Annotated in this window: 15 protein-coding genes and 1 pseudogene; 11 read left to right on the top strand and 5 right to left on the bottom strand. The window is 69.2% G+C overall.

Features of this window, described 5'->3' with window-relative positions:
• The first annotated feature begins 6 nt into the window (after positions 1–6).
• Positions 7–1,146 carry an NAD(P)H-dependent amine dehydrogenase family protein gene (locus MRAB57_RS06080; protein ID WP_077086774.1) on the top strand — a complete coding sequence of 380 codons (1,140 nt, stop codon included), beginning with the start codon at positions 7–9 and terminating at the stop codon, positions 1,144–1,146.
• Here MRAB57_RS06080 and MRAB57_RS06075 read toward each other — a convergent pair.
• The gene (locus MRAB57_RS06075) at positions 1,137–2,078 is read right to left on the bottom strand and encodes a DMT family transporter (protein ID WP_083743312.1); all 942 of its coding nucleotides are present in this window, start codon (positions 2,076–2,078) and stop codon (positions 1,137–1,139) included. The two genes, MRAB57_RS06080 and MRAB57_RS06075, sit on opposite strands and share 10 nt — an antisense overlap.
• Before the next feature lie 171 nt (positions 2,079–2,249).
• On the opposite strand from MRAB57_RS06075, the gene MRAB57_RS06070 reads away from it, so the two are divergent.
• Entirely contained in the window at positions 2,250–3,101 is an 852-nt protein-coding gene (locus MRAB57_RS06070; protein ID WP_077086773.1) for a LysR family transcriptional regulator, read from the top strand.
• Positions 3,102–3,114: 13 nt separating this feature from the next.
• Here MRAB57_RS06070 and MRAB57_RS06065 read toward each other — a convergent pair whose 3' ends face one another.
• Both MRAB57_RS06065 and MRAB57_RS06060 read right to left on the bottom strand, forming a co-directional pair.
• Entirely contained in the window at positions 3,115–4,542 is a 1,428-nt protein-coding gene (locus tag MRAB57_RS06065; protein ID WP_077086772.1) for an alpha/beta hydrolase domain-containing protein, read from the bottom strand.
• 25 nt (positions 4,543–4,567) lie between these two features.
• Entirely contained in the window at positions 4,568–5,563 is a 996-nt protein-coding gene (locus tag MRAB57_RS06060; RefSeq protein WP_245836068.1) for a sigma-70 family RNA polymerase sigma factor, read from the bottom strand.
• Positions 5,564–5,606: 43 nt separating this feature from the next.
• Here MRAB57_RS06060 and MRAB57_RS06055 point away from each other — a divergent pair, with 43 nt between their 5' ends.
• The 4 genes from MRAB57_RS06055 (at position 5,607) to MRAB57_RS06040 (ending at position 9,911) form a co-directional block, all read left to right on the top strand.
• A complete protein-coding gene (locus MRAB57_RS06055; RefSeq protein WP_077086770.1) occupies positions 5,607–6,449 on the top strand; it encodes an alpha/beta hydrolase in 843 nt (280 codons plus the stop codon).
• Between the two features lie 86 nt (positions 6,450–6,535).
• Positions 6,536–7,285 (top strand): DUF2786 domain-containing protein, encoded by a 750-nt coding sequence (locus tag MRAB57_RS06050; RefSeq protein ID WP_077086769.1) that lies wholly within the window; start codon positions 6,536–6,538, stop codon positions 7,283–7,285.
• A complete protein-coding gene (locus MRAB57_RS06045; RefSeq protein ID WP_077086768.1) occupies positions 7,282–7,794 on the top strand; it encodes a TIGR04338 family metallohydrolase in 513 nt (170 codons plus the stop codon). Before MRAB57_RS06050 ends, MRAB57_RS06045 begins: the two co-directional genes overlap by 4 nt.
• Positions 7,795–7,844: 50 nt before the next feature.
• Complete coding sequence (locus tag MRAB57_RS06040) at positions 7,845–9,911, top strand: beta-glucosidase (protein WP_077090412.1); 2,067 nt, start codon at positions 7,845–7,847, stop codon at positions 9,909–9,911.
• A 34-nt stretch (positions 9,912–9,945) separates the two neighbouring features.
• Here MRAB57_RS06040 and mymT read toward each other — a convergent pair whose 3' ends face one another.
• Entirely contained in the window at positions 9,946–10,101 is a 156-nt protein-coding gene (gene mymT, locus MRAB57_RS29070; protein WP_077086767.1) for a copper-binding metallothionein MymT, read from the bottom strand.
• 155 nt (positions 10,102–10,256) lie between these two features.
• On the opposite strand from mymT, the gene MRAB57_RS06030 reads away from it, so the two are divergent.
• Positions 10,257–10,916, top strand: a complete 660-nt coding sequence (locus tag MRAB57_RS06030) for an O-methyltransferase (protein WP_077086766.1) — start codon at positions 10,257–10,259, stop codon at positions 10,914–10,916.
• 152 nt (positions 10,917–11,068) lie between these two features.
• Positions 11,069–11,509, top strand: coding sequence for an SPW repeat protein (locus MRAB57_RS06025; protein ID WP_077086765.1), 441 nt, complete (start codon positions 11,069–11,071; stop codon positions 11,507–11,509).
• A 67-nt stretch (positions 11,510–11,576) separates the two neighbouring features.
• Here MRAB57_RS06025 and ilvD read toward each other — a convergent pair whose 3' ends face one another.
• Positions 11,577–13,283 carry a dihydroxy-acid dehydratase gene (gene ilvD, locus MRAB57_RS06020; RefSeq protein WP_077086764.1) on the bottom strand — a complete coding sequence of 569 codons (1,707 nt, stop codon included), beginning with the start codon at positions 13,281–13,283 and terminating at the stop codon, positions 11,577–11,579.
• 103 nt (positions 13,284–13,386) lie between these two features.
• Between ilvD and ricR the strand changes: the two genes are divergently transcribed.
• The 3 genes and pseudogenes from ricR to MRAB57_RS06005 all read left to right on the top strand — a co-directional run bounded on the left by ricR (position 13,387) and on the right by MRAB57_RS06005 (position 16,163).
• On the top strand, positions 13,387–13,689 hold the full coding sequence (gene ricR / locus MRAB57_RS06015; RefSeq protein WP_077086763.1) for a copper-sensing transcriptional repressor RicR: 303 nt from the start codon (positions 13,387–13,389) through the stop codon (positions 13,687–13,689).
• A 134-nt stretch (positions 13,690–13,823) separates the two neighbouring features.
• Positions 13,824–15,065, top strand: coding sequence for an MFS transporter (locus MRAB57_RS06010; protein WP_077090411.1), 1,242 nt, complete (start codon positions 13,824–13,826; stop codon positions 15,063–15,065).
• 115 nt (positions 15,066–15,180) lie between these two features.
• Positions 15,181–16,163, top strand: a pseudogene (locus MRAB57_RS06005) (L,D-transpeptidase).
• Position 16,164 lies beyond the last annotated feature (1 nt).

The raw sequence follows: 16,164 nt of genomic DNA, 5'->3' as shown, positions 1-16,164 counted from the left end.
GAAACTGTGATCAAGGTGGGGGTTTGGGGCCCGGGTTCCATGGGCGTGATCGCGCTGCGCGGGGTAATCGACCACCCCGAGCTGGAACTGGTCGACGTCGTGGTGCACAGCGACGCCAAGGCCGGCCGCGACGCGGGGGAGCTGTGCGGCATCGCGCCGGTCGGGGTGCTGGCCACGCAGGACCCGGCGGCGCTGCTGGCCGGCGACGCCGACGTGGTGGTGTACGCGGCGGGCGCCAACCTACGGCCGCTGGAGGCCGTCGGCGACATGGTGTCGATCCTGCGGGCCGGTAAGAACGTGGTGTCGTGTTCGGTGGTGCCGCTGGTCTATCCCGACGGCGTCGACGCGGCGTTCACCGATCCGCTGCGCCAGGCCGCCGCCGACGGCGGGGTGTCCTTTTTCACCACCGGTATCGACTCCGGCTTCGCCAATGACGTTCTGCCGCTGGTGCTTACGGGCGTCTCGCGGGTCATCGACTCGGTCCGGGTGACGGAGATGTTCAACTACGCGACCTACCCCGACGAGGCGGCGGTCTACGAGATTCTCGGCTTCGGCAAGCCACCGGAATACCAGGCCTTCGCGGCGACCCCCGGCGTCTTCACGTTCGGCTGGGGCCCGGTGGTGCATCAGCTCGCCGCCGGGCTGGGCGTCAAAGTCGACCGCATCGAGGAGAGCAACGAACGCGCCGCGGCCACCGAGTCTTTCGACACGCCGACCGGCCATATCGCGGCCGGGACGATCGCCGCGATGCGCTCGACGCTGACCGGATACGTCGGCGACACGGCCACTTTCGTGATCGATCACGTGACGCGGATGCGCGACGACATCGCCCCGCAGTGGCCGCAGCCGTACATCAGCCTGCCGCCGAAGGACCTCGGCTACGGGCCGGCCTCGGGCCAGGGTGTGTACCGCGTCGAGATCGACGGATCGCCCAGCATGCGCTGCGAATTCGAGATGGCCGAGGACCACGACCACGACCTGGGCGCGCGCATCGCGGGCTCGTCCCGCATGGTCAACGCCATCCCTGCGGTCTACGCCGCGGCGCCCGGACTGTTGTCCGCGCTGGACCTGCCGTTGATCACCGGCGCCGGGCTGGTCCGCCCGGTGGACGGGCCGTCGCCGGACAGCCGCCTGTTTCAGTTCTGACGAACGGGTGCCGCCGCCGAACACGCCGCCAGATCCGGTTGCACCACAACGGGTTCCGGGCTTGGCTGCGCCGCGCGACGGCGGGCCGAGGCGCGGCTGTTCAGCCAGCACGCGAGACCACCGGCGACCAGGCCGATCGCGACGCCGATGTCCGGGCGCTGCCCGAGCATCAGCCAGCACAACACCGCGGCGACCGCGGGAATGACGGCGAACAGCATCGCCACCGCCGCCGCGCCGTGATTGCTGATGGCGCGCAGGTACAGGCTGACGGCGAGCGTCGCGTTCAGCAGCACCATGCCGGCAACCGCGACGTAGGCGTTGGCGGCGTCGTGCACGGCGAAGGGCGTCAGCGCGGCGAGCGCCGCCGCGGGAACCAGCGCCACCGCGTTCTGCACCGCGCCCATCGCGCGAAAGTCGACGCCCGCGCAGTACCGCTGTTGGTACACCCCGCCGGCCGAAAGCCCGAGCAACCCGATCACCAGCAGCGCGATGACGGGGTCGACGCCGTGCGCGCTCACCAGCCTGTTGGCGCACGCGGCGAACACCGCGACGACGCCGAGGACCAGCGCGATCACCCGTTGCGTGCCGAGCGGTTCCCGCAGGAACAGCGCGGCCAGGATCGCGGTGGCGACGGGGTTCATCGCGATCACCACCGCGCAGAGCACCGCGGGCGCCCCGAGCAGTAGCGCCTCGTACAGGCAGCAGAACTGCACGGCCTGGATGAGCAGGCCCGTGACGACGACGTGGCCCAGCTGCGCGCCACGCGGCCAGGCGGTCCGGGCCACCAGCGCCAGTAACGCCAAAATGATTGCCGCCAAAGAGAATCGCAGGACCAACACGGCCATGGGGGTCATCGCGGCCACGGCGAGCGCCCCGATGGGATATCCGATCGCGTAGGACAGGGTCACCGAGGAGGCGGTGCGCAGCGGCATGCGTGGCAGGGGCATACCGAACATGGTCGCCAAGACGGACCCATCTCGTCCAACGATTATTGGCGATCGCAACCGATCACGATTCGTAATTAGTTAGGCCGACGTTTCGGGAATACAGGGGCGATCTTGCAGGCGATTGATCAAATTTCCTAATCAATCTAGGCTGGCGACATGCCTCAGGTGCTCGACATCGCGCCGCTGCGCAGCCTCGTCGCGGTCGCCGATTGTGGCGGGTTTCACCGGGCGGCCGCCGCGCTGCACCTGAGCCAGTCGGCGGTCAGCCAGCATCTGCGCAAGGTGGAGAGCGTGGTCGGCGAGCCGGTGGTCGAGCGCTCGGGCCGCGGCATCTCGTTCACCGAGGTCGGTCAGAAGGTGCTACGGCATGCCCGCACGATCCTGGCGGCGCACGACGCGGCGCTCGACGACCTCGGCGCCACCGAACACACGTTGGTGACCATCGGGGCCACCGAGCACGGGGCTGACGTGATGCTGCCCGCGCTGACCAGCGTGCTGCGCGAGCGGCTGCCCGATCGGCGGACCCGCTTCCGGCTGGACCGCAACGTCTCGCTGGCCGACGCCCTGGACCGGGGCCTGGTCGACCTGGCGATCATGCTGGACGGATCGGGGCTGGATCGCGCTAACGCCTCGGGGATCGTTGCGCTGCACTGGGTTTCGGCGCGGACGTTCACCGCCCGGCCTAACGAGCCGCTACCGCTGGTGATCTACGCCGAGCCGTGCACGCTGCGCGAGCCCGCCTTCGCGATCCTCGACAATCACGGCATCGACTACGAGGTCGTCGCCGAATGTGCCGATTTGGCGGGCCTTTACGCGGCGGTGCGGTCGGGGCTCGGGCTGGCCCTACTGCCGATCATCGGCAAGCTCCCCGATGGCCTGTGCCCCGCGGAGGGCCCGCCGGCCGCCAACTACGCCTCGGTGCTGGTGCGCGGCCGCGCCGGCATCGATGCCGACCTGCTCAGCGCCGTCGACACCGCGGTGCGCGACGTGCTGGCCACCGAAAGCTGAACTCGCCCTTGGCCTAACCGCTGGGGTAGGTCGCGGCCGCGAGCTCGAGGATCTCGGCGCGGTCGGCGGGCAGGATGAACCCGGACTTGATCGCCGCATCGAGCGCACCGGTGAAGCGGTCCAGGTATTCGGCCAGCCCGCCCGGGTACAGCCGGTGCACGGTGTCCGCGTCGAACGGCTCACCCGAGCCGAAGATGGCGGCCATCAGGGTCTCGGTGTTGAGTTCGAAGCCGCCGGCGCCCGACGTCCGGGCGAGCGGAACGTCCACCCACGGTGTGCGCAGGCCGTCCTGGACTAGGCCGTTGGCATCCAGAACCGCGTGTGGCTCACCGCTTTCCGGATCAGCGGTGACTCTGATGGGTGGCGCGGCCGGCGCCGGGTCGCCGGTGCGGACCCAGCTACGCAGGGCCTCCAATGCCGCTTGGACAACGTAGTGGTGTTGCGGCGCGAAGTTGATGAAGTGCGGGAGTTGTTGTCCCATCAGCATGTTGGTCGGCGCGTAGGCGGCCACGATGGCGTCGATCGGCGCGGCGCCGGTGTCGATCGGCGCGACTTGGATCGTGTAGTTGTCCGCGTGCGCGGCACCGGCGATCTCCCAGACCCGCAACAGCTCGTGGTCCGCTTGCCGCGCAAAGTAATAGCCGTGCTGGACGGCGCCGAGCAGATCGGTTTCGGTGATGATCGTGAAGACGGGCACCCGCAGGTCCCTGCGAAACTTCACCGCCTGCGGAGTGGGATTCTCCAAATCGTCGAAGATGGAACGGTTTTCCAGCGGTGCGGCGGTGCCGAACCGGGAATGCACCAGAAACCCGTCGTACACCTGGGCCAGCGGATCGACGGCGTTGATGTAGGTGGTGAGGAACATCGCGGACTGCGATTCGCCAAGGGCCACAACGTGTTCCGGGCGCAATCCGCGCAGCAGGTCGTCGGTGGCGGCCCTGACCAGGGTACCGGCCTGCGAAAAGATGTCGTAGCTGAATGCGTCGCCCGGGTGCTCGAGGGCGGCATACCGGGTCGGATCCTGGCTCTTGAGCGACATGTCGATGCCGAGCAGGCTGACGCCGCCGTCGACGCCGACCTTCTGGGCCGACACCGTGACGTAGGCGTAGCCGGCCCGCAGGATTTCGCGGTGCGCCATCATCCACACCGCGGGAGCGTCGATGCCGCCGCTCACGTTGAGCCACTCGACCAGCGCGGTGCCGTTGAATTGCGCGGGGTCGGCGGGTGTGAGCACCACGATCCGCGTGGCGTAGTCCTGCGTGTCGTCCGGCGTCACCGGCCAGCGGCCGTCGGAACCCAGCTCGCCGGCCCGCGCATACGACGTCGCGGTACCGGAGAGGAAGAACTCCTCGGCAACATAGCCCAGGTCGCCGATCTCGAACCCGCCCAACAGCAGCGCGGGTTTTCCGGGCACGGGCGTAACGACTGGCAAATCCGTCATGGGGCACACCTTCTTTGGCGAGCCGTCACAGCGAACTGGGCAGCCCGAATTTCGCGAACAACGTGTCGTCGGAGAATGCAACCACATGCGACACCCCGTCGCTGCGGATATCCAGTACATGCAGCTGAAACGCCACGTGTGCCGCGCCCACCCGCATGTACATCGCCACCGCGGGCTGGCCGTTGGCGGCCAGCGGAATCATGCGCATGTCGCCCGCGTGCTCGGCGGGGCACTGCTGGTGGATGAGGGTGACGATGGCCTGCGGCCCCTGGTACCAGCCGGTGTACGGCGGCATCTCCCAGATCGCCTCGGCGGTGAACAGCTCCACCAACCGGTCGATGTCGTAGGACTCGAAGGCCGCGATGTAGCGGGCCAACAGGTCTTGCGCCTCCGGTGAATCCGGCGCCGCCAGCCGATCGGTTGCGGCGGGCCGGACCGTGTCCAGCTGCGACCGGGCCCGCTGCAGCAGGCTGTTGACGGCGGTCGTGGTGCTGCCGATCGCCTCCGCCACTTCGGCTGAGCGCCACTGCAGTACGTCGCGCAGCAGCAGCACCGCCCGTTGCCGCGGGGAGAGGTGCTGCAGCGCCGCGACGAACGCCAGTCGCACCGACTCGCGCGAGCCGACGATGACCGAGGGGTCGGCCGGGTGGTCGGTCGAATCCGGCAGCGGCTCCAGCCAGGCCACCTCGCTGCGCTGCACGAGTTCGGCCGTCGGATCGGAGCTGGGCCCGCCGAGCCCGGTCGGCAACGGCCTGCGCTGCCGTCCCTCCAGCGCGCTCAGACAGGTGTTGGTGGCGATGCGATGCAGCCAGGTGCGCACCGACGACTTGCCCTCGAACCGGTCGTAGGCCTTCCAGGCCCGCAGCAAGGTCTCCTGCACCAGGTCCTCCGCGTCGTGCAGGGAGCCGGTCATCCGGTAGCAGTGCGCGAGCAGTTCGCGGCGGTACGGCTCGGCGATCGCGGAAAAATCCGCGTCGCCGGATCGGTCTGCGAGCACGCTCACCCGAGTGAGCCTACGCAGAGCCTCCGACTACCGCCTTCCATGAGCCATTACGCTGCCCGTAATGACAACGACGACCCGCACTGAACGAAGCTTCGACGGCGTGGGCGGCGTGCGCATCGTGTACGACGTCTGGACACCCGACACTCCGCCGCGTGCGGTGGTCGTGCTCTCGCACGGCCTCGGTGAGTACGCCCGCCGCTATGACCATGTGGCAGAGCGCTTCGGGCAGGCGGGGCTGGTCACCTACGCGCTGGACCATCGCGGCCACGGCCGCTCCGGCGGTAAGCGCATGCTGGTGCGCGACATCGGCGAGTACACCGCCGACTTCGACACCCTGGTCGGCATCGCGACCCGGGAACACCACGGTCTGAAGTGCATCGTGCTCGGCCACAGCATGGGCGGCGGCATCGTCTTCGCCTACGGCGTCGAACGCCCGGACAACTACGACCTGATGGTGCTCTCGGCCCCGGCGGTGGCGGCCCAGGACGCGGTGTCACCGGTGCTGGCGTTCGCCGCCAAGGCGCTGGGTGCCCTGATCCCCGGCGTGCCCGCGCAGGAACTCGACGTCGACGCCATCTCGCGCGACCCTGAGGTGGTGGCCGCCTACCGGGCGGACCCGCTGGTCTACCACGGCAAGGTCCCGTTCGGCGTCGGCCGGGCCCTGCTGCTGGTCGGCGAGACCATGCCGCAGCGGGCGCCGGCGTTGACCGCGCCGCTGCTGGTGGTGCACGGGTCCGACGACCGGTTGGTGTCGGTCGAGGGCAGCCGGCGGCTGGTGGGCAGCGTCGGGTCCTCCGACGTCGAGCTGAAGGTCTATCCCGGTCTGTATCACGAGGTTTTCAACGAGCCCGAGCAAGACCAAGTGCTCGGCGACGTGGTCTCCTGGATCACCGCTCGGCTCTGAGCGAAATGTCGGATTGCTCCCGTAGGTTGGCCCTGTGAGTTGCGCCGGCGACGATGCGGAGCGAAGCGACGAGGAGGAGTGGCGCCATGAGTGACGACAAGATGCTGGCGCGCATCGCCGCCCTGCTGCGTCAGGCCGAGGGCACCGACAACACGCACGAGGCCGACGCGTTCATGAGCGCCGCGCAACGGCTGGCGACGGCGGCATCCATCGACCTTGCAGTGGCCCGGTCGCATTCGGCCACCCGGTCGGCCGCGCAGGCGCCGACGCAGCGGACCATCACGATCGGCGAGGCCGGCACCAAGGGGCTGCGGACCTACGTACAGCTCTTCGTGCTGATCGCGGCGGCCAACGACGTGAAATGCGACATCGCGTCCAATTCGACGTTCTGCTACGCCTACGGGTTTTCCGAGGACATCGACGCCAGCCACGCCCTGTACGCCAGCCTGGTCGTCCAGATGGTCCGCGCGTCGGACGCCTACCTCGCCACGGGTGCGCACCGGCCCACGCCGACGATCACCGCCCGGCTGAACTTTCAGCTCGCGTTCGGTGCCCGGGTGGGGCAGCGCCTGGCCGAGGCGCGCGAGGAGGCCCGCCGCGAAGCCACCAGGGATCGCTCTCGCCGACCGGGAACCGCTATTGCGTTGCGGGACAAGGATGTCGAGTTGCGCGACTACTACCGCGGCGCGTCCAAGGCGCGGGGTACCTGGCAGGCCAGCCGGGCGACGGCCGGATACTCGTCGTCCGCGCGGCGCGCGGGGGATAGGGCCGGCAAGCGTGCGCGTCTGGGTAACAGCCCCGAGCTGCCCGGAGCGCGGAGCTCGCTGGGCCGGTGACCGCGGCCGGCCCCGCGAAGCGGGATTCCCAGCGCGCCAGGGTTTACGCCGCTGAGGAGTTCGTCCGGACGATGTTCGACCGGGCCGCCGAACGCGGCCTGCCCACCGTGGATTTCTTCGGTGCCCGGTTGACCCTGCCGCCCGAAGGGCGATTCGGCTCGGTGGCCGCCGCGCAACGCTATGTTGACCGGGTGCTCGATCTACCGGCGGTGCGGCAGCGCTGGACCGACATCGCGCCGCTGCGGGTGCGGCCGCGGCAGGCGGCCACCGCGGCACACTACGAAAACCTCGACGGCACAGGCGTTATCGCGGTTCCCGACCGGGACACCGCGGACTGGGCGCTGCGCGAGCTGGTCGTGCTGCACGAGGTGGCCCACCATTTGTGCCAGGCCGAACCGCCGCACGGCCCGGAGTTCGTCGCGACGATCTGCGAATTGGCCGAGCTGGTGATGGGCCCCGAACTGGGCCACGTGCTGCGGGTGGTCTATGCGAAAGAGGGTGTGCGGTGAGCCAATTCGACGACGACGCCGACACGAGGGCCCGCGACGTCGAAAGCCGGATGACCGACGACGAACGATTCTCGCTGCTGGTCGCGGTGATGGGTGCGGGGGACCTGTGGCCGCTGCCGGACAAGCGCATTCCGGCCGGCACCCCGATGAGCGCCGGCTACGTGCCGGGCATCCCGCGGCTCGGCGTCCCGGCGCTGCTGATGAGCGATGCCGGATTGGGCGTCACGAACCCCGGCTACCGGCCGGGCGACACCGCGACCGCGCTGCCGGCCGGGCTGGCCCTGGCCGCCGGATTCGATCCGGCACTGGCGCGCGCCGCGGGCGAGGTGATCGGCGCCGAGGCCCGCAGCCGGGGGTTCAATGTGCAGCTGGCGGGATCGATGAACCTGGCCCGGGACCCGCGCAACGGCCGCAACTTCGAATACTTCTCCGAGGACCCGCTGCTGACCGCGACGATGGCCGCCGAGCAGGTCACCGGCATACAGCAGCAGGGCGTCATCTCGACGGTCAAGCACTATTCGCTGAATTGCAATGAGACCAACCGGCATTGGCTGGATGCGCGCATCGACCCCGACGCGCACCGCGAATCCGACCTGCTGGCCTTCGAGATCGCCATCGAGCGCGCGCGGCCCGGCGCCGTGATGACCGCCTACAACAAGGTCAACGGTGACTACGCGTCGGCCAACCGCATGCTGATCGAGGACGTGCTGAAAGGCGCCTGGGGATACCGCGGTTGGGTGATGTCCGACTGGGGCGGGACACCGAGTTGGGAGTGCGCGCTGGCCGGCCTCGACCAGGAGTGCGGCGCCCAGATCGACGCCGTCTTCTGGCAAGCCGAGACGTTCACCGAACCGCTGCGCGCCGCCTACGCCGACGGCCGGCTGCCCAAGGAGCGGCTGTCCGACATGGTCCGGCGAATCCTGCGGTCGATGTTCGCCGTCGGGATCGCCGAGCGCGTCGCCCCACCGGTGCCGGACATGGCCGCGCACAACGAGATTGCGCTGCGGATCGCGCGCCACGGCATCGTGCTGCTGCAGAACCGCGGCGCCCTGCCGCTGGGGCCGGAGGCCACCCGGATCGCGGTCATCGGCGGCTACGCGCAGCTCGGCGTGCCGACGGGGTGCGGGTCGAGCGCGGTCGTGCCGCCGGGCGGCTACGCGGGCGTGATCCCCATCGGCGGGTCCGGGCTGATGGGGGGCACCCGCAACCTGTACCTACTGCCGTCGAGCCCGGTGGACCAGCTGCGCAAGCAACTTCCGAACGCGCAGATCGAGTTCGACCCGGGCATCAGCCCGGCCGAGGCGGTGCTGGCCGCACGGCGCGCGGACGTGGCCGTGGTGTTCGCGATTCGCGTCGAGGGCGAGGGCGCCGACAGCGCCGACCTCTCGCTGCCGTGGGGCCAGGACGCGGTGATCGCAGCGGTCGCGGCCGCCCACCCAAACACCGTGGTGGTGTTGCAGACCGGCAACCCGGTAGCCATGCCCTGGCGGGAATCGGCCAACGCGATCGTGCAGGCGTGGTATCCCGGGCAGGCCGGCGCCACCGCGATCGCGGAAATCCTTGCAGGCCAGGTGAATCCGTCGGGAAGGCTGCCGATCACCTTTCCGGCCGACCTCGCCCAGACCCCGCGCCCGGAGCTGCCCGGCCTGGGCGACGCCGTGGGCACGGCGAACACGATCGACTATTTCGAAGGCGCCGACGTCGGCTACCGCTGGTTCGCGCGCCAAGGCGCGGCCCCGATGTTCGCCTTCGGGCATGGCTTGTCCTACACCAGCTTTGAGTACCGCGATCTGGTGGTGACCGGCGGCGACACCGTGCGGGCCGGCTTCAGCGTCGTCAACACCGGCAAGCGTGCCGGAGCGGACGTCGCGCAGCTGTATCTGCTCGCCGGGCCCGACGGGCAACGGCTGCGGCTGCTCGGATTCGAGCGGGTCGAGCTCGAGCCCGGCGCCGTCGCACGGGTGGACATCGAGGCCGACGCGCGGCTGGTCGCCCGCTACAGCGGCGGGTCGTGGCGCATCGCGCCGGGCGGTTACGCGGTGGCGGTCGGCGCTTCGGCAACCGCGCCGGCGTTGACCGCCGAGGTCGAGCTGGCCGGCCGTGTGTTCGGCGGGTGAGGGGCCCTAACGGAACGCACGACCGGCCCGGGCGTCAGCTGACCGGTACCAACGCGTCGCCACAGGTGCACGTGTACTGCTGGCCCGAGCCCGAGCAGTGGCATCCGACCTCGATACGGACGCGACACCCACAGCCGTCGTGACCGCAGGTCAGCAGAGTTCCCTCTTCGTATTGCGCCATGTGAATCATCCTTGTCTGGTTAGGGATTCCGGTGCATCCACCGGCCTCGTTACTGTATACCCCATACGGGTATGTAGTAAATACCACCTAGGCGTGTCGACGGGCCTGCGCGCGCTGAACTGGCGTTACTGCGCGGTGCGGCCCGCGCGGCTAGCGTTGACGCCATGACCCAAACCCCCTCCCCGCAGGACGTCGACGCCTTCGTGGACAGCACGATGATCGGCGACGACCCGGTGTTAACCGCGGCGCTGGAGGCGAGCGACGCGGCCGGGCTGCCGCACATTGCGGTGTCGGCGCAGCAGGGCAAGTTCCTGTCGCTGCTGGCCGGGGCGATCCAGGCCCGCCGCATCCTCGAGATCGGCACTCTCGGTGGCTTCAGCACGATTTGGCTGGCGCGGGGCGCGGGCCCGCAGGGACGGGTGGTGACGCTGGAGTACGAGCCCAAGCACGCGGAGCTCGCCCGGGCCAACCTGCAGCGGGCCGGCGTCGCCGACCGGGTCGAGGTGGTGGTCGGCGCCGCGCTCGACACCCTGCCGACGGTGACCGGGGGCCCCTTCGACCTGGTGTTCGTCGACGCCGACAAGGAGAACTACCCCGGCTACCTGGAATGGGCGATCAAGTTGGCGCGCCCGGGCTCAGTCATAGTGCTGGACAACGTCGTTCGCGACGGCCAGATCCTGACGCCGGAAACCGCGGACGAGCGGGTGCAGGCGACCCGGCGGACGCTGGAGCTGATGGGCGAGCACCCACGGCTGGACACCGCGGTGATCCAGACGGTGGGTGCTAAGGGATGGGACGGCTTCGCCTTCGCGACGGTGAAGTAGCCGAATCCTGCTGGTCCCCTTGGCGAAAAGGGCCTGATTTTCATTGCTGACGTGCGGTGACCGGGCGTAATCTGGAAAAAGATGGATGGCTTGCAGCGAGCCCAGAGTGGCTGTTGCATAACGGGCTTGCTGCCTTACAGAGAGGTAGCAAAATGAGTACGGTCCATTCATCAATCGATCACCACCCCGATTTGATGGCCCTGCGCGCGGGCTATGAGCGCGCCGCCGAATCGATGAGTGCGCATTTCACCTTCGGTCTGGCGATGCTGACGGGCCTGTACGTCGCGGTGTCGCCGTGGATCATCGGATTCAGCGCGACGGCATCGCTTGGCACGTCTGACCTTATTGTCGGGATCGCGGTGGCGTTCCTGGCCTACGGATTCGCGACGACGCTGGACCGCTCGCACGGCATGACCTGGACCATGCCGGTGCTCGGCCTGTGGGTCGTCGTCTCGCCGTGGGTCGTGTCGGGCGCCGCACCGACGGCCAGCATGGTCTGGTCGAATGTCGTGGCGGGTGCGTTGCTGACGTTCCTGGGTCTGCACGCCACCTACTTCGGCATGCGCACGCGCGCCGACGCTACACACGAATAGGATCAAAATCCCTTAGGCCACAACGGGTGTGGGAACACTGGCCCACACCCGGCGGGCCATCGTCGGCCTACCCGCAGACCGCACCGATCGCCGCCGAGCTGACCAGCTTGACGTACTTGGCCAGCACGCCGGTCTTGTAGCGCGGCGGGGGAGGCGTGAAACCCGCACGCCGAGAGTCGAATTCGGCGGGGTCTACCAGCACGTCGAGCGTGCCGTTGGCCACGTCGAGCCGGATCCGGTCGCCGTCACGCAGGAAGGCGATGGGCCCCGCGTCGACCGCCTCGGGCGCGACGTGCCCCACGCACAGGCCGGTCGTCCCTCCGGAGAACCGGCCGTCGGTGAGCAGCAGCACGTCCTTGCCTAGCCCGGCTCCCTTGATCGCGCCGGTGATGGCCAGCATCTCGCGCATGCCGGGGCCGCCCTTCGGGCCCTCGTAGCGGATCACCACCGCGTCGCCGTTGGTGATGGTGCCGTCCTCCAGGGCGTCCAGCGCGGCCCGCTCGCCGTCGAAAACCCTTGCGGTGCCTTCGAACACGTCGGAGTCGAAGCCGGCCGACTTGACCACCGCGCCGTCGGGCGCCAGCGACCCGCGCAGGATGGTGATCCCACCCGTCGGGTGGATCGGGTCGCTCATCGCACGTAGCACCTTGCCGTCGGGATCCGGCGGGGCGATGGCGGACAGGTTTTCGGCCATCGTCTTCCCGGTCACCGTCAGGCAGTCGCCGTGCAACAGCCCCGCATCCAGCAGCGCCTTCATCATGACGGGGACGCCGCCGATGTGGTCGACATGCGACATCACGTGCCGGCCGAATGGCTTGACGTCGGCCAGGTGCGGCACCTTGGCGCCGACCCGGCTGAAGTCCTCGAGCGTGAGCGCGACCTCGGCCTCGTGGGCGATGGCGAGCAGGTGCAGCACCGCATTGGTCGAGCCGCCGAACGCCATCACCACCGCGATCGCGTTCTCGAACGCCTCCTTGGTGAGGATGTCGCGGGCGGTGATACCGCGGCGCAGCAGATTGATGACGGCCTCGCCACTGCGCCGGGCGAATCCATCGCGGCGCCGGTCGGTGGCGGGGGGCGCCGCGCTGCCGGGTAGCGACATGCCTAGCGCCTCGGCGGCGCTGGCCATCGTGTTGGCGGTGTACATGCCGCCGCAGGCGCCCTCGCCGGGGCAGATCGCCCGCTCGATCGCGTCGACGTCCTCACGCGACATCAGCCCGCGCGAGCACGCACCGACGGCCTCGAACGCGTCGATGATCGTCACCTCGCGCTCGCTGCCGTCGGAAAGCTTGGCCACGCCCGGCAGGATCGAGCCCGCGTAGAGAAACACCGACGCCAGGTCCAGGCGGGCGGCGGCCATCAGCATGCCGGGCAGCGATTTGTCGCAACCGGCCAACAGCACCGAGCCGTCCAGCCGCTCGGCCATCATCACCGTCTCGACGCTGTCGGCGATCACCTCGCGGGAGACCAGTGAGAAGTGCATACCCTCGTGGCCCATCGAGATGCCGTCGGACACCGAGATGGTGCCGAATTCCAGCGGATAGCCGCCCGCGGCAAAGACGCCGTCTTTGACGGCCTTGGCCAGCCGGTCGAGCGACAGGTTGCACGGCGTGATCTCGTTCCACGACGACGCGACGCCGATCTGCGGCTTGGCGAAGTCCTCGTCGCCCATGCCTACCGCGCGCAGCATGCCGCGGGCGGCGGTCTTCTCCAGACCATCGGTGACGTCACGACTACGGGGCTTGATGTCGACTTGATCAGGGGGCTGGACCATCCTGCAAGTATGCGCGGCCCTGACAAGCGAATTTCCACCGGTTATACCCCGCTGGGGTACCGTTGGATGGACTGACGGAGCGGCGAGGCGGGCGGAGAGCCAGATGACAACTGCGCACGGGTATTCCGAGCAGAAGGACAACTACGCAAAACGGCTGCGCCGCATCGAGGGTCAGGTCCGCGGCATCGCGCGGATGATCGACGAGGACAAGTACTGCATCGACGTGCTCACCCAGATCAGCGCCGTGAACAGCGCGCTGCGGTCGGTGGCCCTGGGCCTGCTGGACGAGCACCTGGGCCACTGCGTCACCCGCGCGGTCGCCGAGGAGGGGCCAGAGGCCCCGGAGAGGGCGCAGGCCAAGCTCGCCGAAGCATCGGCCGCCATCGCGCGGCTAGTTCGTTCCTGATCAGTGACGTAGTTGAGACCCGTGTCCGCCCCCTAAGTCGGGGGATCTCTTGGTTGCGATCCGTACGGTAAGGCAGTGTGATCGCATTAGGCACGACAACCCAGGAACTGGGGAACCCGGCCGACACCGACGCCATGACTGCCGAACCCGGAACAGCCACAGCCACCGCGCGAACGTGGACGCCACGCATCGCCGCACAGCTCGCTGTCCTGGCCGCGGCGGCCTTCACCTATGTCACCGCCGAGATCCTGCCGGTGGGCGCGCTGTCGTCGATCTCGCGGGACCTGCACGTCAGCGTCGTCTACGTGGGAACGCTGCTGACCTGGTACGCCCTGGTCGCAGCGCTCAGCACGGTGCCGCTGGTGCGCTGGACCGCGCACTGGCCGCGCCGGCGCACACTGCTGCTCAGCCTGACCTGCCTGACGGCCTCACAGGTCATTTCGGCGCTGGCGCCTAACTTCGAGGTGTTGGCCGCGGGCCGGGTGCTCTGCGCGTTCACCCATGGCCTGCTGTGGGCGGTGATCGCCCCGATCGCCACCCGGCTGGTGCCGCCGAGCCACGCCGGCCGCGCCACGACGTCGATCTATCTGGGCACCAGCCTGGCGCTCGTGGTGGGCAGCCCGCTCACCGCGGCGATGAGCCTGATGTGGGGCTGGCGGCTGGCGGTGGTGTGCGTGACGGTGGCCGCGGCCGTCGTCACCGTCGCCGCGTGGCTGCTGCTGCCGCTGATGGTGCTCACCGAAGACCAGTTGCTCTACGTGGGCCCGCGATCGCGCCACCACCGCAACGCGCGGTTGATCAAGGTGAGCATGCTCGCGATGGTCGCGGTTACCGGTCACTTCGTCTCTTACACCTTCATCGTGGTGATCATCCGCGACGTGGTCGGCGTGCGCGGGCCCAACCAGGCGTGGCTGCTGGCCGCCTACGGCCTGGCGGGTCTGCTGTCGGTGCCGCTGGTGGCCCGGCCGCTGGACCGCCGGCCCAAGGGCGCGATCCTGGTCTGCATGGCGGGTCTGGCCGTTCCCTTCGTGGTGCTGACCGGGTTGGCCTTCCACGTCGACACCAACGCCGCGACCGTCTTGGTCGGGACCGCCGCGATCGTGTTGTGGGGCGCCATGGCCGCCGCGGTGTCGCCGATGATGCAGTCCGCGGCGATGCGCGCCGGCGCCGACGACCCGGACGGGGCGTCGGGCATGTACGTGACGGCGTTCCAGGTGGGCATCATGGCGGGCTCGCTGTTCGGTGGGCTGCTCTACGAGGTCGGGCTGAGGGAGATGCTGACCGCTTCGGCGGTCCTGATGGGTGTCGCGCTGCTGGGCGTCGCCGCGAACAAGCGGATGCTGGACTTTGCGCCGACACGCTCACACGATTCATAACGGCGCAGCTCAACACCGCTAAATCGGGGCTCGACCGGGCTTGTGACGACCTCGGAATAGGTAGCTGGTCGCCGCGCTATGGGACACTGGTCAGGACTTGACTGGAGGTGCGCGTATGTCGGGCTGGACGAGGGCCTGGTCTAAAAGGGGTCTGTTCGCGGCTCTGAACGCAGGCGGTTTGGCCGTCCTGCTGGTGCTGGGAACCGGCCCCGCTGCGGCCGATCCCGACCCGCCGCCCGGCGATCCCGGCGTGGTCGCCGCGCGATGCAACCCCCGCCTCCGCCGCCAGGTGACCCCGGGGCTCCGCCTCCGCCGCCGCCGTGGGCTCCGCCGGTGGCAACGCCGGCGGCCGACGGGCAGGACTCGACGCCGTTCACCGGCCCCGCGCCGTTCGGGCCGCCGAACTTCGTCCCGAAGGGCGGCTCGATGGTGGGTGTCGCGCAGCCGATCATCATCAACTTCCCCGGACGCGTCGACGACGCCGGCGCGGCCCAGGCCGCCGTGCACGTCTCGTCGATCCCGGCGGTTCCCGGCAAGTTCTACTGGATGACCCCGACCCAATTGCGTTGGCGCCCATTGAGTTTCTGGCCGGCCAACACCGCGGTGAACATCGACGCGGGCGGCACCAAGTCCAGCTTCCGCACCGGTGACCAGCTGATCGCCACGGCGGACGACGCCACGCACCAGCTGACGATCACGCGTAACGGCACCGTGGAGAAGACCTTCCCGATGTCGATGGGCATGACGTCGGGTAATCACCAAACGCCCAACGGCACCTATTACGTGCAGGACAAGAAGGCGTCGGTGGTGATGGACTCCTCGACCTACGGGGTTCCGGTCAACTCGACCTACGGCTACAAGGTGACGGTGGAGGACGCGGTCCGCTTCGACAACGTCGGCGACTACGTGCACAGCGCGCCGTGGTCGGTGGACGATCAGGGCAAGCGCGACGTCAGCCACGGCTGCATCAACATCAGCCCCACCAACGCCAAGTGGTTCTTCGACAACTTCGGTCCGGGCGACCCGATCATCGTGAAGAACTCCAGCGGCGGCTCGTACAAGAAGAACGACGGCTCCAGCGACTGGATCGTCAACTAGC

The organism is Mycobacterium rhizamassiliense, assembly GCF_900157375.1.
Taxonomy (GTDB): domain Bacteria; phylum Actinomycetota; class Actinomycetes; order Mycobacteriales; family Mycobacteriaceae; genus Mycobacterium; species Mycobacterium rhizamassiliense.
This window is presented reverse-complemented; position numbering and strand designations above follow the sequence as displayed.

Coding starts and splice junctions, on each gene's coding strand:
- MRAB57_RS06025 (WP_077086765.1), top strand. CDS start 11,069: ATGAGTACGGTCCATTCATCAATCGATCACCACCCCGATTTGATGGCC.
- ilvD (WP_077086764.1), bottom strand. CDS start 13,283: ATGGTCCAGCCCCCTGATCAAGTCGACATCAAGCCCCGTAGTCGTGAC.
- MRAB57_RS06050 (WP_077086769.1), top strand. CDS start 6,536: ATGAGTGACGACAAGATGCTGGCGCGCATCGCCGCCCTGCTGCGTCAG.
- MRAB57_RS06075 (WP_083743312.1), bottom strand. CDS start 2,078: ATGCCGCTGCGCACCGCCTCCTCGGTGACCCTGTCCTACGCGATCGGA.
- MRAB57_RS06070 (WP_077086773.1), top strand. CDS start 2,250: ATGCCTCAGGTGCTCGACATCGCGCCGCTGCGCAGCCTCGTCGCGGTC.
- mymT (WP_077086767.1), bottom strand. CDS start 10,101: ATGATTCACATGGCGCAATACGAAGAGGGAACTCTGCTGACCTGCGGT.
- MRAB57_RS06030 (WP_077086766.1), top strand. CDS start 10,257: ATGACCCAAACCCCCTCCCCGCAGGACGTCGACGCCTTCGTGGACAGC.
- MRAB57_RS06065 (WP_077086772.1), bottom strand. CDS start 4,542: ATGACGGATTTGCCAGTCGTTACGCCCGTGCCCGGAAAACCCGCGCTG.
- MRAB57_RS06040 (WP_077090412.1), top strand. CDS start 7,845: ATGACCGACGACGAACGATTCTCGCTGCTGGTCGCGGTGATGGGTGCG.
- MRAB57_RS06010 (WP_077090411.1), top strand. CDS start 13,824: ATGACTGCCGAACCCGGAACAGCCACAGCCACCGCGCGAACGTGGACG.
- ricR (WP_077086763.1), top strand. CDS start 13,387: ATGACAACTGCGCACGGGTATTCCGAGCAGAAGGACAACTACGCAAAA.
- MRAB57_RS06055 (WP_077086770.1), top strand. CDS start 5,607: ATGACAACGACGACCCGCACTGAACGAAGCTTCGACGGCGTGGGCGGC.